Here is a 19,939-nt window from a genome sequence, read left to right on the forward strand (position 1 = left end):
GTGCAGCACCACGCCCTCGTCGAGCGGACGGCGGTCGGGTCCGCGGCGAAGCACACCGAGCCGGCGCCGGGACGGCGGGCCCGCCCCGGTCGCGCGGAACGCCACCTCCAGCGCGTAGGCCACCGCCCGCCCCGCCCCGGACAGCGCCCTGGCCAGGGTGAACCGGTCGCCGATGCCGAGCACCGCGCCGATCTCGTCGCCGTCCTGCGGGCGCAGCACGTCGCGCGGCCGGCCGGCAGCGCGGCGCAGCTCGGTGCGCACGTCCAGCAGCAGCGTCCGGGCCTGGGCCACCTCGCCGGACGGGCGGTCGACCAGCTGCGCGGCGGCAAGCGCCTCAAGGATCGCCAGGTCCCGCAGGCCGCCCTTGCCGTACTTGAGGTCCGGCTCCACCCAGTGCGCCACCTCGCCGGTGCGCTGCCAGCGCTGCCGGGCGGACTCGATCAGCTCGGCCAGCCGCTTGCGCGCCCCGGTCCGCCACTGGCTGCGCGCGGCGCCGGCCAGCCGGTCGGCCAGCTCGCGGTCCCCGGCGATGTGCCGGGCGTCGAGCAGGCCGACCGCGGTGCGCAGGTCGTTGGCGGCCACGTCGAGGGCCTCGCCGACGGTGCGCACCGAGTGGTCGAGGCCGATCCCGGCGTTCCACAGTGGATACCAGAGTCCCTCGGCCAGCCGCTCGATCGCCGCTGCCGGGCGCCCGTCGTGCACGAGCAGCAGGTCGAGGTCGGCGTACGGGACGAGCTCGCGCCGGCCGAGCCCACCGACCGCGATCAGCGTGATCCCCGTGGTGTCGGTGTGGATCCCGGCCTGGCCGGCGTGCGCGGTGAGCCAGAACTCGTGCAGGTCGGCCAGCGCCTCGCGGAGCGCCTGCGGGCCGAGCCGGTGCCCCGGCGCCGGCCCCCGCCCACCCCCGGCCGCGAGCAGCCGGTCGCGGGCAAGGACCAGATCGGCGGCCGTCGGGGACGGCCCGGCGGAAGCCGTCGTGTCCACCGGACCTTCCCCCTTCCCTGCCATCAGAGTGCGTCTGTGCCGCGCTCTCCGGTGCGCACCCGGATCACCGAGTCGACCGACGTGACCCACACCTTGCCGTCACCGATCTTGCCCGTGCGGGCGGTCTCGACGATGGTGTCCACGGTCTTGTCCGCGGCCGCGTCGTCGACCAGCACCTCGATGCGGACCTTGGGCACGAAGTCCACCGAGTACTCGGCGCCGCGGTAGACCTCGGTGTGGCCCTTCTGCCGGCCGTAGCCCTGCACCTCGCTGACCGTCATCCCGAGCACGCCGATCTGCTCGAGCGCCGACTTGACCTCGTCGAGCGTGAACGGCTTGATGATCGCGGTAACCAGTTTCATCGCTTGCTCTCCTCGAGGACGGTGGCGGGCTTGGTGACCGGCGTGCTGGCGGGCAGCTGCCCGGCGCCGCCGCCGCCGAAGCCGGCGAGCTCGTAGGCGGTCTCCTTGTGCTCGGCCTCGTCGATGCCCACGGTCTCGGCCTCCTGGCTGACCCGGAAGCCGATCGTGTACTTGAGCAGCATGCCGATGATCAGGGTAAGCACGAACGAGTACGCCAGCACGGCGCCGGCGGCCACGGCCTGCCGGCCGAGCTGGGTGAGCCCGCCGCCGTAGAACAGGCCCTCCTCGCCGACCGAGGCCGCGTTGACCGCCTTGGAGCTGAAGAAGCCGATCAGCAGCGTGCCGGTCAGGCCGCCGACCAGGTGGATGCCCACCACGTCGAGCGAGTCGTCAAGGCCGAGCCGGTACTTCAGGCTCACCGCGAGCGCGCAGATCGCGCCCGCGGCGACGCCGATCACCAGCGCGCCCCACATGTCCACGTAGCCGCAGGCCGGGGTGACCGCGACCAGGCCGGCGATGGCGCCGGAGGCGGCGCCCAGCGTGGTCGGCTTGCCATACTTGATCTGCTCGACGATCAGCCAGCCGAGCACCGCGGCCGCGGTGGCGATCGTGGTGTTGGTGAAGGCCACCCCGGCGAGGTCGCCGGCGGTCAGCGCGGAGCCGGCGTTGAAGCCGTACCAGCCGAACCACAGCAGGCTGGCGCCGAGGAGCACGAACGGGACGTTGTGCGGCCGCGGGGTGTCCTTCGGCCAGCCGCGGCGCCGGCCGAGCACGATCGCGAGGGCGAGCGCCGCGGCGCCGGCGTTGATGTGCACCGCCGTGCCACCGGCGAAGTCGAGCGCCTTGAGCTCGTTGGCGATCCAACCGCCGACCGCGTCGGCCCCGACGAAGCCGTTGAACGAGAAGACCCAGTGCGCGACCGGGAAGTAGACGAGGGTGGCCCACAGGACGAGGAAGATCACCCAGCTCCAGAACTTCGCCCGGTCGGCGATCGCACCCGAGATCAGCGCGGGCGTGATGATCGCGAACATGAGCTGGAACATGACGAATGCCAGCACCGGTATGGCATCCGGGCCCGGCCACGGGATCGCCGGTGCGCTGTCGGTCGCCGCGACCGCGTAGCCGGCGAGCTGGCCGACCGCGTCGGTCAGGCCGACGTAGTCGAAGTTTCCGAGCAAACCCCCGAACGCGTCATTGCCGAAGGAGAGGCTGAACCCGTACAGCATCCACAGCACACTCACCACCGCGAGGGCGATGAAGTTCATCATCAGCATGTTGAGCACGCTCCTGGAGCGCACCATGCCGCCGTAGAAGAACGCCAGTCCGGGTGTCATGAGCATGACCAGCGCGGCACTGGCCAGGACCCAAGCGGTATCTCCTGAGTTCACATCGTCCTCCCGTGCGCGAGATTTGCACGGGGAGCATCGATAAGTCCTGTTTCGCAGGATCGCGCGCCAGGTTTCACCGAAGTGAACTGTCCACGCGTTCGTGTTACGAGCGCGTTTCGGGCGCCCTGGCTACCCTCAAGACCATCGGAGATGTGCTGGAAACCAACGGTTTGCTCGCGGTCCCGGGGTCGAAGATCCTCGAGCCGGGGTGGCTGCGTGCCCAGGTCGTCGCCGCCGCCCGCCGCTACCGCTTCGACCGCCGCCCCGCCCTCGGCGTCCTCTGGTGGTACTCGGCCAGCTCCGTCCTCATCGGACCGCCCGTCGAGTCGTTGCTCGCCACCGGCACGCCGGCGCACCCGGGCCTTGCCCACCTGACCCTGCTCGTGCATCCCGACGGCCGCGTCCTCGACGCCCGCTCGGACGCCACGCTGCCCCGGGACACGCTCGGCCGCCACCTCCACGCGACCCTGTCGGCCACGATCGGCGCGGTCGCCGAGGTCACCGCGGCCCCGCCCCGTGCCCTCTGGGCGATCGCCACCGACTCGCTGGCCAACCGCGTCCTGTGGGCCGGCGGCACCCCCGACGTCGCCGAGGAGCTGGCCGCCGCCATCGGCCCGGACCTGCCGACTCCGCGCTTTACCAAGGTCTGCGGTCACCTCGTGGTTCGCCGCGCGTCGTGCTGCCTGATCTACGAGGCGCCGGGGATCGACAAGTGCACCAGCTGCCCGCGCCAGACCCCCGAGGAGCGCCGCAGCCGGCTGGAAGCCGCGTACGGCGGCGCCTGACGCTCCACTCCACCCGAAAAGCGTCGCCTGGGACTCCGCCACGGAGACCGCCGGTCAGGCCTGGGGCGCGGCCACCGACACCGCGGAGCAGGCGTGGGACACGGCAACCGATACCGCCGCGCAGGCGTGGGACACCGCGACGCAGGTCGCCGGGCAGGCCTGGGACACGGTGACCGATACGGCAACGCGGGTCTGGACCGACGCGACCGGTGGAAACCCGTCCCTCGTCGACGATCGCGACCTGATCCGGCCGCCGAGCCTGGAGGACCTGGAGCGGATCGCCAGCAACGTGCCGGCGGCAAAGGCGGAATGGAACACGCTGGGCGATGGCGAGCACACCACGTTGCTCGACTTCATCACCTCGCGCTGGGGCGCCGACTTCGCCCAGGCGTTCGCGACGACCCCGGCCGATCTCCTCCACGACTACCCGGCCGGAGCACGGCGGCCACCGGCGTTGCCAGCGGCGCAACGGGTGTGGCGGGAGGATCGTGGGGTGGGTGACGTGGGCTTCGGGTTCCGGGAGTTGTCGCGGACCGTTCGGGAGGACGAGCTGGGTATGCGGGTCGGAGAGGTGACGGTGCGCGCGCCGGATGGTGCGGTGCTCCATGGCCGGTATCTGCATTCTCCGGATGTGGTGGCGATCGTGGCGGTCCACGAGGGGTCGCTGTTGTTGGTGCGGGAGTACCGCGCCGCGGTGGGCGAGCTGGTCGTGCAGGTGCCGATGGGAAAGCTTCCGGACGGGGCGGATCCCTCGTCGCACGCGCGACGTGAGTTGGCTGAGGAGACCGGCTTTCACGCCGGCCGGTGTGAGCCGGTCGGCACGTTGCTGTCTTGTCCCGGCTGGATGAATCAGGTGATGCAGGTCTACCGGGCCGGCGAGCTCACCCGGTTGGCCGCTCGCCCCGTGCCCGATGATCCCGACGATATCGCCGAACGGCACGCCGCCCTGATCAGGATGCCGGTCACCGAGATCGATGATGCGGTCAAGGCCGGCCGCGTTCGGGACGCCCGAACGATTGCCGCCATCCGGCTCGCGCTCGGTTAGCGACGACGCTAGGCGGGTGGGGCGAGGCCGGACTGGATGGCGAAGACCACGAGTTGGGCGCGGTCGCGGGCGTGGAGTTTGAGCATGGCGCGGCTGACGTGGGTGCGGATGGTTTCGCTTGAGACGACGAGCTGGGCGGCTATCTCGTCGTTGGACATGCCGGTGGCGACCCAGCCGACGACCTCGCGCTCGCGGTCGGTGAGGTGCTCGACGCCGGGGTGCGCCACGGTGGGCGGGCCGGGGCGGGCGAACCGGGAGATCACGCTGCGGGTGACCGCCGGGGACAGCAGCGAGCCGCCGTCCGTCACCACCCGGACGGCGCGGAGCAGCTCGTCGGGCTCGGCGTCCTTGAGCAGGAAACCGCTTGCGCCGCAACGCAATGCCTCGAAGACGTACTCGTCGAGGCCGAACGTGGTGAGCATGACGACGCGCACGCCGGCCAGCGCCGGGTCGGCGGTGATCTCGCGCAGCGCGGCCAGACCGTCCAGCTCGGGCATGCGGATGTCCATCAGCGCCACGTCCGGGACCGTCTCGCGGATCACCTTGAGGCCCTCGCGCCCGTCGGCGGCCTCGCCGACCAGCTCGGTGTCCGGCTCGGAGCCCAGCAGGGCGCGCACGCCCACCCGGACCAGGGCCTGATCGTCGACGATCACGACTCGGATCACGGAACTCCCCCACTGTGCAACGGAAGCCGGGCCGCGACGGCGAACCCGCCGGCCGGGTCGGGGCCGGCCCGCAGGCTACCGCCCAGCGCCTCGGCCTGCGCCCGCATCCCGGAAATGCCGGAGCCGCCGCTGGTGTCTGCCAGCACGCCGTCGACCGCCCCGGTGCGGCCGGTGTCGGTGACCTCGAGCAGCAGCGCGCCGTGCGCGCAACCGACCCGGATCGTCGCCGACGTGGCGCCGGCATGCCGCAGCACGTTGGTCAGCGACTCCTGCAGGATCCGGTACGCCGCGGTGTCCACTTCGGACGGTAGGGCCGGGAGGTCGGGATCGACGTGCACGCGCAGCGCGACCCCGCCGGCCCGGACCCGGTCGGTCAGCCGCTCCAGGTCGTCGAGGCCGGGGGCGGGCCGCCGCTGCGCCGCGCCGGGACTGCACAGCGCCTCCAGCTGGGCCCGCAGGCTCTCCAGCGACTCGCGGCTGGTCGCCCGCACGGCCTCCATCGAGGTCCTCGCCGCCTCGGGGTCGCGGTCGAGCAGGCGCAGCGCGATGCCGGCCTGCATGGCGATCACCGCGAGCCCGTGGCCGACCGAGTCGTGCAGGTCCTGCGCCATCCGCAGGCGCTCCTCCGAGGCCGCCCGCCGCGCCTGCTCGGCGCGCACCCCGGCGGTGGCCTCCTGGCGCACCCGCACCGCCGTGCCCGCCGCGACCGCGGCCGCGAGGACCGCGCCCCAGGCGACCGTCAACCACAGCATGTTGGTGACGCTCAGGCCGGTCGGCCGCAGCAGGTGTCGGGTGGCCACCGCGACGATGATCACGGCGAAGTCCGCCGCCACGGCCAGCGTGGCCCGCCCGAACGGCCACCGCCGGGCCAGGGTGAACACCACGACCGGAACCGTCAGCAGCACGGGCCCGTAGGGATAGCCGGCGACCAGGTAGCCGGACACGGTCAGGCCGTTGACGGCCAGGCCAAGCCCCGGCCGCCGGTGCAGCACCACCCCCAGGACCGCCGCGATCGCCAGCGCGTAGCCGAGGACGTCCGGTCGCACGGCGTCCGACTGGGAGGCCGCGGCGCCCTGGGTGCCGAGCAGCACGATCGCCAGCACCGGCAGGGACGGCCACCCGTCCCGCAGCCACTGCCGCGCGCGTTCCATGCCCCGACGATAGGCGGCGCCGGGCGTGGCCGCGTCCCCCGCCGCACGTAGCCGGCGTACGCGGTCCCGCGTAGCCGGGATGACGCGGCTGGCGGGACGACCCGGCAGGGCCGGCCGACCCACCCTTGACGGCATGGAAACGGCAGTCCGAACGGAACATCTGACCAAGCGGTACGGCGGCCAGGTCGCCGTGGAGATGGTGAGCCTGACCGTGCGGCGCGGCGAGGTCTACGGCTTCCTCGGGCCCAACGGCGCGGGCAAGACGACCACGCTGCGCATGGTGCTGGGCCTGATCAAACCGACCAGCGGCGCGGCAACCGTGCTCGGCGAGCCGGCCGGCAGCCCGGCCGCGAACCGCCGGGTCGGCGCCCTGATCGAGGGTCCGGGGTTCTACCCCTACCTGTCCGGCCGCGACAACCTGCGGGTGCTCGCCCGCTACCGCGGCCTCGATGACACCCGCGTCGAGCGCGCGCTCGACCGGGTGGAGCTCACCGCCCGGGCCGGGGACCGGTTCCGGTCGTACTCGCTGGGGATGAAGCAGCGACTGGGGGTGGCCGCCGCGCTGCTCGGCGACCCTGAGCTGCTGATCCTCGACGAGCCGACCAACGGTCTCGACCCGGGCGGTGTGGCCGACATGCGGCGGCTGCTCGCCGACCTGTCCGCGGCCGGCCAGACCGTGCTGCTGTCCAGCCACCAACTCGGTGAGGTGCAGGAGATCTGCGACCGGGTCGGCGTGATCTCCCACGGCCGGCTGGTCACCGAGTCGACGGTCGGCGATCTGCGCGGCGGCGAGCGCCTCGTCGTGCGCGCCGACCCGCTGGACACGGCTTTGGCCGTGTGCATGCGGTTCGACGAAACGGTGTCCACTGAGGACGGTCTGGTCCGGCTGCGGCTGGACCCGAGCCGCGCACCCGAGGTCAACCGCGCCCTGGTGGGTGCGGGCGTGGACGTGCACGAGCTCCGGCCGTCGGAGCGCTCGCTGGAGGAAGTGTTCTTCGAGATGACCGGACGACGGGAGATGGCGTCATGACCGCGTTGGTGTCCAGCACCCGGGCCGAGCTGCTGCGGCTGCGGCTGTGGCCGGCGCTGTGGGTGATGCTCGGCATCTGGGTGCTGCTGAACCTCACCTTCGGCTACGTGTTCCCGTACCTGTCCTACCGCACCGGGGGCGGCGGGTTCTCCAACGAGGGTGTGCCGGTTGCCGACCTGCTGGCGCAGATCCTGCCTGGCAACGTGCCGGCCGCCGTGATCGGGGGCATCCCGATGTTCGGCGGCGCGATCATGCTCACGCTCGGCGCGCTCGCGGCGGGCGGCGGCTACGGGTGGGGCACCTGGAAGACGACGTTCATCCAGGGGCGCGGCCGGATCGCCGCCGTCGGCGGAAACCTGGTGGCGCTGGTGGGTTTCGCCATCGCGCTGGTGCTCGCGACGTTCCTGGTCGACCTGGGCGTCGCGGCGGCGCTGGCGGCCGTCGAGGGGCAGAGCCTGGCGCTGCCGCCGGTCGGCGAGATCGCCGGCGGGCTGGCCGGGGCGGTGCTGATCGCCGCCATGTGGACTCTGGCCGGCGCGGCGATCGGCGCGCTCACCCGCAGCCCCGCGCTCGCCGTCGGGCTCGGCGTCGTGTGGGTGCTCGCGGTGGAGAACCTGTTGCGCGGCACCGCTTCCCTGCTCGACTGGCTGCGCCCGGTCACCGACGTGCTGCCGGGTACGGTGGCCGGCTCGGTGGCCGCGGCGGTGGGCGCCACCCCGGTGTCCGAGGGCGGCCCGCCGGGCGTGGTGACCAATCTGGACGCCGCCCCGGCGGTCATCCTCGCCGCCGGCTACCTGGTGGTGTTCGCCCTGCTCATGGTGTTCACGATGCGGCGGCAGGACATCACCTGACCGGCGTGTTTGCCGCTCACGTCGCCGTGTTGGCGCGCCACGCGCAAACACGACGACGCCAGGCGCCAACACGCCGGTCAACGGAGGTCCAGCCAGCGGCGCACGACGGCCTCCCGACCATCGTCGGTGAGGCCGCCGTGCAGCCGCAGCCGGGCCATGCCGCCGTCGGGGTAGATGTCCAGCCGCACGTGCGTGGTGGGGTTGGCGTCGATCAGCGGGAACCGGTGCCGGGTGTCGGGCTGCAGCCTGGTTCTCGGCAGCAGCTCGAACCAGGCGCCCGGCTCGTCCTGGCCGGCCACCCGGGTGTCGCATCCGGACAGTGCGGCCCAGCCGGGGGCATTTCCCTTGAAGTGGCTGGTGTCCAGCTCGGCGAGCCGGATCACCCCGCGGCCGGCGAGCTGGACGGTCACCCAGTCGTTGCCCTCGTCGCGCCGGCGGGCGGTCTCCCAGCCGTCGCCCATGCTGGCGGCGAGGCCCGGGGAGATCAGGTTGGCCGGCGACGAGTAGAACATGTTGCTGCAGCCGACGATCCGGCCGCCGTTCTCAAGGGCGGCGAGGTCGAACGAGTTCAGGTCGAGGAACGTCAGCTCGGGCACCGGCTCGCCGTGCACCCGCAGCCGGGCCACACCGCCGTCCGGGTAGATCGTGAGCCGGACATGGGTCCAGCGGTGGCCGGGTGCGACGTCGAAGGCGTTGCGGAAGTCCCCGCGCAGCGGCGAGCGCGGCACCAGGGTCGCCCAGTCCGCCTCGACCAGCTCGGCCGGGCCGGGATAGTCGTCGACCGAGCACGCCCCCACCGAGGCGAACGGCGGGTAGTTGCCGGTGAAGAACGCGGTGTCGACCACTACGCCGTGCACGACCCCGGGCAGCCCGAGCCGGACGATCGCTTGGTCGTTGCCGGCCTCCCGGCGGCGCCTTGTCTCCCAGCCGTCGTAGATCTGTCCCTTGTGGCCGAACGTGCCCGGCTGGAACACCGGGTCGGCCGGCTTGATCAGGTTCTCCCGCTCGGCGAACGTCTCGTCGTTGGCCCAGACCACGCTGCCGCCGAACCGGCGCGAGGCCAGGTCGGGCAGCCGGGCCCACGCCGCGGTCACGCCTCACCCCTGGTGATCAGCACGCCGCGCGGCTCGGCCCCGATGGGCTGGCCGCGCAGCCAGGCGCCGCGCACGACCCCGGTCAGGGTGCTGCCGTGGTAGGCGCTGACCGGGTTGCGGTGGTGCAACGTGCCGGCGTCCACGGTGAGCTCCTCCTCCGGGGCGAGAACGCAGAGGTCGGCATCGTAGCCGAGGGCGATCTTTCCCTTGCGCCGCAAGCCGAACAGCTCGGCCGGCCGGGTCGCCATCCACCGGGCGACGTCGGTCAGGGCGTGGCCGCGGCGCCGCGCCTGCGTCCAGACGGCGGGCAGACCGACCTGCAGCCCGGCGATGCCGCCCCAGGCGAGCCCGAAGTCCCCGGTATCCCCGCGCTTCAGCTCGGCGGTGCACGGCGAGTGGTCGCTGACCACGCAGTCGATCACACCCTCGGCCAGCCCGCGCCACAGCCGCTCGCGGTTGTCCGCCTCCCTGATCGGTGGGCAGCACTTGAACTGCGTGGCCCCGTCCGGAATCTCCTCCGCGCTGAACGTCAGGTAGTGCGGGCAGGTCTCCACCGTGATCGCGACGCCGTCCCGGCGCGCCGAGGCGATCATCGGCAGTGTGTCCGAAGAGGACAGATGGAGGATGTGCACCCGGGCGCCGGTCCACCTGGCGAACTCGGTCACCCGCGCCACCGCCAGGTTCTCCGCGCCCCGCGGCCGGGACGCCAGGAAGTCGGCGTACCGCCGGCCGTGCGCACCCGGCGCGTGGTCGATGGTCCCGGCGTCCTCGGCGTGCACGATCATCACCGCGCCGAACCCGCTGAGCTGGTGCAACGCGTCGGCCAGATCGTGCGGCCGCAGGTAGTCGAACTCGTCGACGCCGGAGTGCAGCATGAAGCACTTGAACCCGAACACCCCCGCGTCGTGCAGCGCCCGCCGGTGGCCCGCGTTGCCCGGCACCGCCCCGCCCCAGAAGCCGACGTCCACGTACACCTTGCCTTGCGCGGCCTTGCGTTTCACCTCCAGCGCGGCCACGTCGATCGTCGGCGGCACGCTGTTGAGCGGCATGTCCACAATGGTCGTGATGCCGCCCGCCGCGGCCGCGCGAGTTGCGGTCTCGAACCCCTCCCACTCGGTCCGCCCCGGCTCGTTGACGTGCACGTGCGTGTCCACCAAACCGGGCAGCAACGCCACGTCCTCGCCCAGATCGACCACTCGTGCGGCGTCCGGGACGGCGTCGAACGGCTCCACGGCGGCGATCCGGCCGTCCCGCACGCCGACGGACCGCGCCACCTCCCCCTCCGGCGTGATCACCCGGCGGGCCCGGAGCACCAGATCAAACATGCGCTGTCCACTCCGGACTGCCGACCAGATCGGTCACCTGTGCCTCGGTCAGCGCGCCGCAGTCGACCGCCCGGCGGAGCGTCCCGGCCAGCGCCCGCGCGGTGGCCGGCTCGTCGGCGACCGGGCCGCCGGACCCGGTCAGATAGGCCCGCAACCGCCGCGCCGACTCGCCGGCATGCTCGAGGTAGTACGTGAACACGGCCGCGTACCGGCTGACCAGCTGCGCCGGGTGCAGATCCCACCCCTGGTAGAAGCCGTGCTCGAGCCCGCGCCGGACCAGCTCGTAGTGGGTCCGCCAGCCCCGCTCCACGAAGTCGCCCACCGGAAGGACGTTGGTCGACCCGTCCGACAGCCGCACCCCCGTGCCCGCCGCGCTCACCTGCATCACGTGCCGGGCGAAGTCACACGCCGGGTGCGCGAGGTGCTGCTGCGCGGCGTCCAGGCCGCAGGCCGCGGTGTAGTCGTAGGTGCCGAAGTGCAGGCCGGACACCCGACCACGGCCCGCGGCGATCAGCCGTGGCACCGCAAGCCGACCCTCGGCGTCCACAATGGACCGGGTGGTCTCGATCTGGATCTCGAACCGCAGCGTGGCCGACGCCAGTCCGAGCCGGTCCTCGAGCAGCTCGAGCAGCTCGACCAGCGCCGCGACCTGTCCGGGCCCGGTCACCTTGGGAAACGTGAGCGTCAGGCCCGGCGGCACGGCGCCGAGCGCGGTCAGGAAGATGTCCAGCGTGCGCACCCCGCGCTCGAGCAACGCCGTGGTGTGGAAGGACTTGAACCGGATGCCGCACGAGGGCGGGGCGGTGCCGGCCCGGTGCCACGCGGCGACGGTCGAGGCCGCGCGCTCGGCATCGGCGTCCTCGGTCGCGTCGCCGCGCGTTCCGTAGCCGTCCTCGAAGTCGATCCGGAGATCCTCGACCGGCTCGCGCTCCAGCTTCGCGCGCACCTTGGCCAGCACGCCGTCCGGGACCTCGAGCAGCGCGCCGTGCGCGTCGAGCATGGCGAGCGCGTGGTCGCCCCACTCCCGGAGCAGGTTCGGGGTGAGCCGGTCCGCCGGCACGTAGCAGGTGTGCACGGGCTGCCGAGCGCCCACCGCGGCCGGAGTGTCCACTGTGGAAAGCTTGGCGATGACCTCGGCGATGATGGCGCCGTCGAGCGAGGTGCGGCGCATCACTCGATCCGCTCGTACGCGGGCAGCGTCAGGAAGTCGACGTACTCCTCGGCCAGCGCGACCTCCTCGAACAGCTGGCACGCCGGGTCGAGATGCTCCGCGGGCACCTCGTCGCGCAGCGCCCGCCGCGTCCCGGCCAGCACCTCCCGGACGAGGTCGGCGGTCACCTTCACCCCGGTGTCCAGCTCCACCTCGTTGCGCACCCACTGCCACACCTGCGACCGCGAGATCTCCGCCGTCGCCGCGTCCTCCATCAGGTTGTGGATCGCCGCCGCCCCGTTGCCGGACAGCCAGGACGCGATGTACCGCACGCCAACGTCGACCGCCGCGCGCAGGCCCGCCTCGGTGGCCCTGCCCGGCGTCGCCGCCACGTCCAGCAGCTGGTCGGCGGTGACCGAGACGTCCTCGCGCAGGCGATCGAGCTGGTTGGGTCGCTCCCCCAGCACCTCGTCGAACACCTCCTGGCAGATCGGCACCAGATCGGGATGGGCCACCCACGACCCGTCGAACCCGTCCCCGGCCTCGCGGCGCTTGTCCTCCCGGACCTTCTCCAGCGCCTTGGCCGTCACCTCGGGATCACGCCGGTTCGGGATGAACGCCGCCATGCCGCCCATCGCGAACGCCCCGCGCTTGTGGCACGTGCGCACCAGCAGCTCGGTGTAGGCCCGCATGAACGGCGCGGTCATCGTCACGCTGTTGCGGTCCGGCAACACGAATCCCGGCCCCGCGTCCCGGAAGTACTTGATGAGGCTGAACAGGTAGTCCCACCGCCCCGCGTTGAGGCCCGACGCGTGCTCGCGCAGCTCGTAGAGGATCTCCTCCATCTCGAATGCCGCCGGGATCGTCTCGATCAGCACGGTGGCGCGGATCGCGCCGTGCGGGATGCCCAGCTCGGCCTCGGCGTGGGTGAACACGTCGTTCCACAGCCGCGCCTCGAGGTGGCTCTCCAGCTTGGGCAGGTAGAAGTACGGGCCGCTGCCCTTGTCCAGCAAGGCTTTCGCGTTGTGGAAGAAGTAGAGCCCGAAGTCGACAAGGGCCCCGATCCCTTCCCGGCCGTCGAAGACCAGGTTGCGCTCCGGCAGGTGCCAGCCGCGCGGCCGCATCACGATCACCGCATGCTCGACGTCGTCGCGGAGGGCGTACTCCTTCCCCTCTGGCGAGGTGAACGCGATCGTCCCCCGCACGGCGTCGGCCAGGTTGACCTGTCCGGAGATCACGTTCGTCCAATGTGGAGTGTTGGCGTCCTCGAGATCGGCCAGCCATATCCTGGCGCCGGAGTTGAGCGCGTTGATCGCCATCTTCCGCTCGGTGGGCCCGGTGATCTCCACCCGGCGGTCGAGCAGGTCCGGCGGGGCCGGCGCCACCCGCCAGTCCGACTCGCGCACCTCGGCGGTCTCCGGCAGGAAGTCCAGCCGGCCGGTGCGGGCCGCCTCGTCCCGGCGCTCGCGCCGCCGCGCCAGCAACTCGTCGCGGCGCTTGGCGAAACCGGCATGCAGGCCCGCCACGAACCGCAGCGCCTCGGAGGTCAGGATCTCGTCGTCTCGCTCCACAGCGGGGCAGAGCACCTTGATGTCGACCATGCTGACATCCTGCCCGCCGACGCCGCGGTCAGCCCAACAAAGCGTCCACGAACGCGCCCGGCTCGAACGGCGCCAGATCGTCCGCCCCCTCGCCGAGCCCGACCAGCTTCACCGGCACGCCCAGCTCGCGCTGTACCTGGAAGACGATGCCGCCCTTCGCGGTGCCGTCGAGCTTGGTCAGCACGATCCCGGTCACGTCGACCACCTCGGCGAACACCCGCGCCTGGGCGAGGCCGTTCTGCCCGGTGGTGGCGTCGAGGACTAGCAGCACCTCGTCGACCTTGGCCTGCTTCTCCACCACCCGCTTGACCTTGCCCAGCTCGTCCATGAGCCCGGTCTTGGTGTGCAGGCGGCCGGCGGTGTCCACGAGGACGGCGTCCACCCCGGCCGCCACGCCCCGCTTGACCGCGTCGAAGGCCACCGCGGCCGGGTCGGCGCCCTCCTTGCCCCGCACCACCTCCGCGCCGACCCGCTCGGCCCAGGTCTGCAGCTGGTCCGCGGCGGCGGCGCGGAAGGTGTCGGCGGCCCCCAGGACGACGGTGCGGCCGCCGGCGATGAGCACGCGGGCCAGCTTGCCGGTGGTCGTGGTCTTGCCCGTGCCGTTGACGCCGGCGACCAGGACGACGGCGGGCTGCCGGCCGTCGGTGTCGTGCGGAAGGGCCCGGACCGCCCGATCCATGCCCGGGTGCAGGGCTTCGACGAGGATCTCCCGCAGCACGGCCCGGGCCTGCTCGGGCGTGCGGACGGCCCTGGCCACCAGCTCGGTCCGCAGCCGCTCGATCACCTCGGCCGTGGTGGCGGCCCCCAGGTCGGCGAGGAGCAAGGTGTCCTCCACCTCGGTCCACGAGTCCTCGTCCAGATCGCCGGCCCCGAGCAGACCGAGCAGACCCTGACCGAAGGCGGACCGGGACCGCGCCAACCGCCCCCGCAACCGCTCCAACCGCCCACCGACGGGCGCGATCTCCTCCACCGGCTCGGCCGCCGGCACGGGCTCGACCTCGGGCTCGGCCACCGGCTGCTCGGGCACCTCGACCGCCGGCGCGGTCGCGGTGTCGCCCCCGGGCGCCAGCGTGATCGCACTGTCCGCGCGGTAACCCGGCTTCTCCTCAACCGGAGCCTTGGCCGCCCCGAGATCGATCCGCCGGCGCCGGGCGAGCACGACACCCGCCACCACGGCCAACGCGACCACGACGGCGACGACGACCAGGACAATGATCAGGGTGCTCGACACCCGGCCATCCTCGCACGGCGGTTCACGACCGGCGCAGCGCGCGCCGACCGCCCGAACCACCACCAACGCAGCCGCCGCGCCCCCGGCAACCGCCGCCAGCACGCTCACCCACCGATCTCCGGCTCTCTCACCCCGCAGCTTCGGCCGTGACTCCTGTCCGGCGTTGGTGGGCGGCCGTGCCGGCGGCTTCCTGATCGCCTCCTGATAGGTCTCCTCCAACACCTGGTAGAACCGCCTCGCCCGCCGCCCCGAATAGTTGTCCCGCCAGAACCTCCCGCCATTCCGCCAGTAATGCCGCCCCGGAGCACTGGCGAACACGCTCGCGGCCGTCGCCCGGAGTCTTTTGCCAGACAGCTCGCCAACCTCGTGTCCGGAGAACAGGTGCGCCACTATTAAGTTGACATATGTGTACTGGCCTTCGGCAGCGAAGGTCTCGGTCAGGTACGGCCCCAACATTCCATGTAACGCGGATCATCCATCGCCATCCGCATCATTTCCACATGATGGGCGCGTCGCGCGCTCTTGCGCGCCGCCTTGGCCTCGCGGCTCTGGATAACCAGTGAGATCATCACGCCGAGCAGAGCTATTGCCGCGATGACGGCCGACACGGCCCATAGGTCTCGCCTATGTTGCTCAGCCGATTCCAGTCCACCTGGCTGCCGCTGTCAAGCGCGCTGAGCGCGAGCGGCGACATGACGACCAGTCCCATGGAGACAGTCACAAGCAGAATTATCGCCAGGAACAGGACGGCTCTGCTTACCGACGCTCCGCGCGGCCACGACCGGCGATGAGCCCGATCCGGGTGGCTCACGGACCTGCTGACGTGCTGAACTCTGGTTCCCCGGCCGGTGGTGGCAGTGGCGCGATCTCGCGATCGAAGAAGGTCCAGAAGTCTTCGCCCTGAGCGTAGAGCGCCTGGACCTCAGCCCGACAACCGGCGATCAACTCAGAGTCGGTGAACTTCCGGCCGCCCGCCAGCACACCTGCCTCGCTGTACAGGACCTCATACATGGCCAGGGAACCCATGAAGATCAGCTCTGGCACGATGCCATGCGTCTCGAATCGGGCCAACAGCTCTGGCCCGACCACACGGATGTTCTCCCCACACTCAACCCGGATCTTGAACCTGTGCATCTCCCACTGCAGGTACGGATCTATCGGAAATTCGACTACCCGAACTCGATAGGAGTTGTAGCCCAGACGCCTGTCCTCGGCGAACTCGGCAACAACTTCTGGACGATCCTGTTCGGTGAGCTCGAGCGCCTCCTCCCATCGGCCGGCGGCAAAAGCTCGCCAACTGGCGCTTTCCGGCTGACGGAAATGCTGAATGCGCTCCAGCTTGTCGAATCGATCGATCTTGGACCATAGCGGGCCCAAATCTTCCCGGTAGGCTCGGACAGGGACGAAGGTCTCGCCCGCTGACTTGCGGACCTGGTCAAGCATCTGGGATATCCTGTTTCGCCGCGACAATCGTGACGCGTGGGATCACGACGAGACGCTCATCGTGAACCACCGTCACCCCTTCAGGTAGGCGCCCAGCGTAGACCTCAGTGAGATCACGTCCAATGACCGCAACATCTCCGTTGGAGAGTTCCCAGATGTCCGGGCATCCGTCTTTCCCGTCAGTCGTCGGTTCGTCGAGTTCCGTCGGATGCTTGCCCAGGCGCCGCGCGAAGGTCGCCCGAGGGTCGGCTTCCCATGGCCGTGATCCACTGCTCGCAGTCATCGCGACTCCCCACCTCGTACCTAGCGGATACGAGGAGTATCCGCGGCGACACGCTGAGGGGGCAATTGACAACCTACTTCAGGGCGCCGGCGACGAAGCCTTCGCGGATGCGGCGGTGGAAGATCAGGTAGACGATGAGGACGGGGAGCATGGCGATGATCATGCCGGCGAAGAGGGCGCTCCAGTCGGAGGCGTAGCCCTGTTCGGCGACGAGTGCGGCCAATCCTTCGGTGAGGACGGCGGTGGATTTGTCGCCCTGGTTGAGAACAAGGGGCAGCAGGTACTGGTTCCAGAGGCCGAGGAAGTTGAACAGGGCGACGCTGACGATGCCGGGGCGGGCCATGGGGAGCATGACGCGGAACAGAACGCCGGTGTGGGAGCAGCCGTCGATCAGGGCGGCCTCGGCCACCGCGGTCGGCAGCGTGCGGAAGAACGCGGTGAGGAAGAACACCGAGAACGGCATGGCGTAGGCGGCGTAGACCAGGATCAGGCCGATGTGGCTGTGCAGCAGGCCGAGGTTGCGGACCACGAAGAAGAGCGGGACCAGGGCGAGGAACACCGGGAACATCAGGCCGGCGGCGAACAGGTAGTAGATGAACCGGTTGCCGGGGAACTCGTAGCGGGCCACGACGTAGGCGACCATTGTGGACAGCAGCATGGTCAGCGCGAGCGCGCCGGACACCACGATCACCGTGTTGACGAAGAACTGGCCGATCGAGGCCGCGCCCCAGGCGCGGGCGAAGTTGTCCAGGTTCCAGCTCGACGGCAGCGCCCACGGCGAGGAGAACACCTCGGGGTTGGGCTTGAACGCGGTGATCGTCGCCCACAGCAGCGGCAGCACGGACACCAGCGCCCAGGCGGCGAGGATCACCTGGAACAGCGCGGTGGCCGAGCGCTCGCCGCCCCGCCGGACCCCGACGGAGCCCGTGGGCCGATCAATCGGCGGCGTGGGTCGGACCTCGGTGGTGGTGGCCATCAGTACTCCACCTTCTCCCTGCGGCTCGCCCGGAACATGACCGCGGCCAGGGTGAGGGTGAGGAAGAACAGCATCACGCCGATCGCCGACGCATAGCCGTACTGCGGGTTGGCGTCGCCGCTGAACGCCCGGGTGAACAGGTAGTGCGCGATCACCTCGGTGGAGTTGCCGACCGCCTCCGGGTGCGGCGTCATGATGTTGATGATCGCGAAGAAGTCCAGCGCGATGATTCCCAAGTAGACGAACGCGACCTGGACGTTGTCCCACAGCAGCGGCAACGCGATCCGGAAGAACATCGTCAGCCGGTTCACCCCGTCCAGCGCGGCGGCCTCGAAGATGTCCCGGGGGATGGACGCGAGCCCGGCCGAGAACAGCACCACGTAGAAGCCGACCGCGTGCCACACGGCCACCCCGATGCACGCCCACAGCGCCGTGCTCGGGGTGCCGAGCAGCCCGTCGGTCGGCGGGTCGATGCCGAGGGCCGACATGGTCCTCGGCACGATCCCACCCTGCGGGTTGTACGACTGCTGCCAGAGCACGGCGATGATCGCCACCGACAGCAGGTACGGGAAGAAGTACACCGCGCTGTACAACCGGGATCCACGCAGGCCCTGCGCCACCGCGCCCCGCCGCCGGCCGCCGAGGTGCAGCAGGAACGCGAACAGCAGCCCGAGCGAGATCGTCGTGATCGGCAGCACGAGCAGCAGCACCCCGTTGTTGCGCAACGCGGTCCAGAACAGCGAGTCGTTCACCAGCCGGACGTAGTTCTCCAGCCCGACGAAGTTCTGCGTCTGGCTGTACCCGCTCCAGTCCGTGAGCGAGTAGTAGACCGCCTGGATGTTCGGGGAGACGACGAACACCAGGTACAGCGCCAGCGGGGCGACCAGGATCCCGAGGATGAACCGGTACTTGCGGTGGTGCACGGTCAGCTTCGCTTGAACTTCTTGACGTTGGCGTCGGCGGCGATCTTGTCGGCCGCGGCCTGGGCCGCGGTGAGGAAGCCGTCGGCGTTGGTGCGCCCGGCCAGCAGGTCGGCAACGGCCGCCGTGGCGATGTTCTTCTTCAGGTCGCCGTACCAGTCCTGGGCCAGGAACGTGAACGTGTTGCTGCCGGCCGCGGACAGCGCCGCCTTCACCGACTTCAACGCGGTGCTGTCGCTCTGCACCTTGTCGTGCGAGGCCTTGACGATGGTCAGCGATCCGGTGAACTCGCTGTAGGCCTTGGCGTTGTCCACGCTGAGCATGTGCCGCATGAACTCCAGCCCACCGCGGGCGTTCTTGGCCTGCTTGGGCACGATGAACGGCTCACCGGCGTTGGCGTGCACCGCCTCGTAGGGCAGCTTGTCCGACGAGCTCAGCCGCGGCGTCGGCGCCATCACCATGTCGAAACCCTTGGGCGACACCGACTTCATCTCGTTCTCCAGCCACGACCCGCTCGGGTAGCAGCCGATCTTGCCGTTGACGAACTCGGTCTGCGCCTGGGTGTGCGTCAGACCCGGGCTGCCCGGCAGGAACCCCTGCTTGCGCGCCAGCTCCTCGATCGCCGACGCGGCCTGCTTGATCGCGTCCTGCTTCCACGCGTTCGGCTCGAGGTTGTCGATGCTCTTCACCACGTCCGGGCCGCCCGCCTTGCCGGCCATGGTCAGCATCATCTCGTAGACGTAGCTGGTGGCGTTCGTCCCGCCGAAGCCCATCGGGGACAGCCCGGCCTTCTTCATCTCGTCGGCGAAGGCCAGGAACTCCGACCACTCCTTGGGCATCGTCCAGCCGTTCTTGGTGAACAGCGACTGCGAGTACCAGATGCCGTAGGTGGACAGCACGTAGTTGAGGACGAGCAGCTGGTTGTCGTAGGTGCCGACCGGGATCGCGTCGGGAATGATCGTGTCCCGCACCTTCTTGGCCGGGTCGTCCAGCGACGGCGCGTCCATCAGCTCGGCGAGGTCGGCCAGCTGCCCGGCGCCGGCCAGCGCGGCCAGCGGGATCTTCTGCGCGCCGGAGTCGTTGACGAAGTCCGGCGGGTTGCCGCCGGTGAACCGCGGCTGCAGCGAGTTGATGTTGACCGTGGAGGTCACGTTGAGCTTGGCGTTGGGGTACAGCCCGTTGTAGGACTTCTGCACCCAGGGCATCTCGGTCTTCAGGCCGCCGGCGAACAGCACGACCTCCAGCCCGGCGTTGGCGTCGACGCCGAGCGGGTTGGTCTCCGATTCGGTGCCCTTGACCTGCTCCTGCGCCCCGCCGCCGGCGCCGGCACAACCGGCAAGGGCGGTCGAGCCCGGCACCGCGAGCAGGCCGGTGGCCAGCGCCGCGCGCAGGAACTGACGCCTGCTGCGGTCGGCTGAATAGGTCGTCATCCCCATCTCCCTGTCGGTCGTCGTCGAGGCCGGTGTGACCCGCCGCGAGCCGTGCGCCGCGTCACACCGTACCGGGGTGTCTATACCTCTATTGGCCAAAGTTCAACCTCTAGGGACATCAATTTGGTCAAGAACTAACCTCAGCTCTTGCGTGGTGTCCCCTAAGTGGAATAGGCCACAGGTCGTGGAGTCGTATCGAGTGATCGGGTTGATCTCGGGGACGTC

At 70.8% G+C, this 19,939-nt stretch carries 18 protein-coding genes and 2 pseudogenes; 4 read left to right on the top strand and 16 right to left on the bottom strand.

Translation table 11 applies throughout. From position 1 onward, the window contains the following. From VGX25_RS19890 to VGX25_RS19900, 3 genes and pseudogenes are all read right to left on the bottom strand, one after another. Positions 1-1,008 (bottom strand): annotated as a pseudogene (locus VGX25_RS19890) ([protein-PII] uridylyltransferase); the annotation flags it as partial. Then, positions 1,008-1,346 carry a P-II family nitrogen regulator gene (locus tag VGX25_RS19895; RefSeq protein WP_326919339.1) on the bottom strand — a complete coding sequence of 113 codons (339 nt, stop codon included), beginning with the start codon at positions 1,344-1,346 and terminating at the stop codon, positions 1,008-1,010. The pseudogene VGX25_RS19890 and the gene VGX25_RS19895, both read right to left, overlap by 1 nt. Then, entirely contained in the window at positions 1,343-2,680 is a 1,338-nt protein-coding gene (locus VGX25_RS19900) for an ammonium transporter (protein ID WP_414635882.1), read from the bottom strand. Before VGX25_RS19900 ends, VGX25_RS19895 begins: the two co-directional genes overlap by 4 nt. A gap of 206 nt (positions 2,681-2,886) precedes the next feature. Here VGX25_RS19900 and VGX25_RS19905 point away from each other — a divergent pair, with 206 nt between their 5' ends. Beyond that, positions 2,887-3,519, top strand: a complete 633-nt coding sequence (locus tag VGX25_RS19905; RefSeq protein ID WP_326919341.1) for a (2Fe-2S)-binding protein — start codon at positions 2,887-2,889, stop codon at positions 3,517-3,519. Between the two features lie 169 nt (positions 3,520-3,688). Continuing rightward, positions 3,689-4,564, top strand: coding sequence for an NUDIX hydrolase (locus tag VGX25_RS19910; RefSeq protein WP_326919342.1), 876 nt, complete (start codon positions 3,689-3,691; stop codon positions 4,562-4,564). Between the two features lie 8 nt (positions 4,565-4,572). Here the strand turns inward: VGX25_RS19910 and VGX25_RS19915 are convergent, their stop codons facing one another. Further along, positions 4,573-5,229, bottom strand: a complete 657-nt coding sequence (locus VGX25_RS19915) for a response regulator transcription factor (protein WP_326919343.1) — start codon at positions 5,227-5,229, stop codon at positions 4,573-4,575. Then, positions 5,226-6,380, bottom strand: a complete 1,155-nt coding sequence (locus VGX25_RS19920; RefSeq protein WP_326919344.1) for a sensor histidine kinase — start codon at positions 6,378-6,380, stop codon at positions 5,226-5,228. Before VGX25_RS19920 ends, VGX25_RS19915 begins: the two co-directional genes overlap by 4 nt. Before the next feature lie 133 nt (positions 6,381-6,513). Here VGX25_RS19920 and VGX25_RS19925 point away from each other — a divergent pair, with 133 nt between their 5' ends. Next, entirely contained in the window at positions 6,514-7,410 is an 897-nt protein-coding gene (locus VGX25_RS19925; RefSeq protein WP_326919345.1) for an ABC transporter ATP-binding protein, read from the top strand. Then, positions 7,407-8,261 (top strand): ABC transporter permease, encoded by an 855-nt coding sequence (locus VGX25_RS19930; protein WP_326919346.1) that lies wholly within the window; start codon positions 7,407-7,409, stop codon positions 8,259-8,261. Before VGX25_RS19925 ends, VGX25_RS19930 begins: the two co-directional genes overlap by 4 nt. A gap of 77 nt (positions 8,262-8,338) precedes the next feature. On the opposite strand, the gene alc is transcribed toward VGX25_RS19930, so the two are convergent. From alc to ngcE, 11 genes and pseudogenes are all read right to left on the bottom strand, one after another. Beyond that, on the bottom strand, positions 8,339-9,355 hold the full coding sequence (gene alc, locus VGX25_RS19935; protein WP_326919347.1) for an allantoicase: 1,017 nt from the start codon (positions 9,353-9,355) through the stop codon (positions 8,339-8,341). Next, a complete protein-coding gene (allB, locus tag VGX25_RS19940; protein ID WP_326919348.1) occupies positions 9,352-10,680 on the bottom strand; it encodes an allantoinase AllB in 1,329 nt (442 codons plus the stop codon). Before allB ends, alc begins: the two co-directional genes overlap by 4 nt. Beyond that, positions 10,673-11,851, bottom strand: coding sequence for a DUF6986 family protein (locus VGX25_RS19945; RefSeq protein ID WP_326919349.1), 1,179 nt, complete (start codon positions 11,849-11,851; stop codon positions 10,673-10,675). Before VGX25_RS19945 ends, allB begins: the two co-directional genes overlap by 8 nt. Then, positions 11,851-13,431: a malate synthase A gene (aceB, locus tag VGX25_RS19950; RefSeq protein ID WP_326919350.1), complete on the bottom strand. Its 1,581-nt coding sequence runs from the start codon at positions 13,429-13,431 to the stop codon at positions 11,851-11,853. The genes VGX25_RS19945 and aceB overlap by 1 nt, the downstream gene beginning before the upstream one ends. 28 nt (positions 13,432-13,459) lie before the next feature. Beyond that, complete coding sequence (gene ftsY, locus VGX25_RS19955) at positions 13,460-14,662, bottom strand: signal recognition particle-docking protein FtsY (protein ID WP_326919351.1); 1,203 nt, start codon at positions 14,660-14,662, stop codon at positions 13,460-13,462. A gap of 231 nt (positions 14,663-14,893) precedes the next feature. Beyond that, positions 14,894-15,231 (bottom strand): annotated as a pseudogene (locus VGX25_RS35730) (DUF6082 family protein); the annotation flags it as partial. Positions 15,232-15,469: 238 nt separating this feature from the next. Next, the gene (locus VGX25_RS19965) at positions 15,470-16,105 is read right to left on the bottom strand and encodes a DUF6879 family protein (RefSeq protein WP_326919353.1); all 636 of its coding nucleotides are present in this window, start codon (positions 16,103-16,105) and stop codon (positions 15,470-15,472) included. Beyond that, the gene (locus VGX25_RS19970) at positions 16,098-16,388 is read right to left on the bottom strand and encodes a hypothetical protein (RefSeq protein ID WP_326919354.1); all 291 of its coding nucleotides are present in this window, start codon (positions 16,386-16,388) and stop codon (positions 16,098-16,100) included. The genes VGX25_RS19965 and VGX25_RS19970 overlap by 8 nt, the downstream gene beginning before the upstream one ends. A 73-nt stretch (positions 16,389-16,461) precedes the next feature. Then, on the bottom strand, positions 16,462-17,364 hold the full coding sequence (locus tag VGX25_RS19975; protein ID WP_326919355.1) for a carbohydrate ABC transporter permease: 903 nt from the start codon (positions 17,362-17,364) through the stop codon (positions 16,462-16,464). Next, positions 17,364-18,287 (bottom strand): sugar ABC transporter permease, encoded by a 924-nt coding sequence (locus tag VGX25_RS19980; protein WP_326919356.1) that lies wholly within the window; start codon positions 18,285-18,287, stop codon positions 17,364-17,366. The genes VGX25_RS19975 and VGX25_RS19980 overlap by 1 nt, the downstream gene beginning before the upstream one ends. A gap of 2 nt (positions 18,288-18,289) precedes the next feature. After that, a complete protein-coding gene (gene ngcE, locus VGX25_RS19985) occupies positions 18,290-19,714 on the bottom strand; it encodes an N-acetylglucosamine/diacetylchitobiose ABC transporter substrate-binding protein (protein WP_326919357.1) in 1,425 nt (474 codons plus the stop codon). Between the last annotated feature and the right edge of the window lie 225 nt (positions 19,715-19,939).

The organism is Actinophytocola sp. (genome assembly GCF_035942955.1).
Classification (GTDB): Bacteria; Actinomycetota; Actinomycetes; order Mycobacteriales; family Pseudonocardiaceae; genus DASYTH01.

Excerpts from the sequence above, each read along its gene's own strand:
- VGX25_RS19895 (WP_326919339.1), bottom strand. The coding sequence starts at position 1,346 with ATGAAACTGGTTACCGCGATCATCAAGCCGTTCACGCTCGACGAGGTC.
- VGX25_RS19900 (WP_414635882.1), bottom strand. The coding sequence starts at position 2,680 with ATGACACCCGGACTGGCGTTCTTCTACGGCGGCATGGTGCGCTCCAGG.
- VGX25_RS19920 (WP_326919344.1), bottom strand. The coding sequence starts at position 6,380 with ATGGAACGCGCGCGGCAGTGGCTGCGGGACGGGTGGCCGTCCCTGCCG.
- VGX25_RS19925 (WP_326919345.1), top strand. The coding sequence starts at position 6,514 with ATGGAAACGGCAGTCCGAACGGAACATCTGACCAAGCGGTACGGCGGC.
- VGX25_RS19930 (WP_326919346.1), top strand. The coding sequence starts at position 7,407 with ATGACCGCGTTGGTGTCCAGCACCCGGGCCGAGCTGCTGCGGCTGCGG.
- allB (WP_326919348.1), bottom strand. The coding sequence starts at position 10,680 with ATGTTTGATCTGGTGCTCCGGGCCCGCCGGGTGATCACGCCGGAGGGG.
- VGX25_RS19945 (WP_326919349.1), bottom strand. The coding sequence starts at position 11,851 with ATGCGCCGCACCTCGCTCGACGGCGCCATCATCGCCGAGGTCATCGCC.
- aceB (WP_326919350.1), bottom strand. The coding sequence starts at position 13,431 with ATGGTCGACATCAAGGTGCTCTGCCCCGCTGTGGAGCGAGACGACGAG.
- VGX25_RS19965 (WP_326919353.1), bottom strand. The coding sequence starts at position 16,105 with ATGCTTGACCAGGTCCGCAAGTCAGCGGGCGAGACCTTCGTCCCTGTC.
- VGX25_RS19970 (WP_326919354.1), bottom strand. The coding sequence starts at position 16,388 with ATGACTGCGAGCAGTGGATCACGGCCATGGGAAGCCGACCCTCGGGCG.
- VGX25_RS19975 (WP_326919355.1), bottom strand. The coding sequence starts at position 17,364 with ATGGCCACCACCACCGAGGTCCGACCCACGCCGCCGATTGATCGGCCC.
- ngcE (WP_326919357.1), bottom strand. The coding sequence starts at position 19,714 with ATGACGACCTATTCAGCCGACCGCAGCAGGCGTCAGTTCCTGCGCGCG.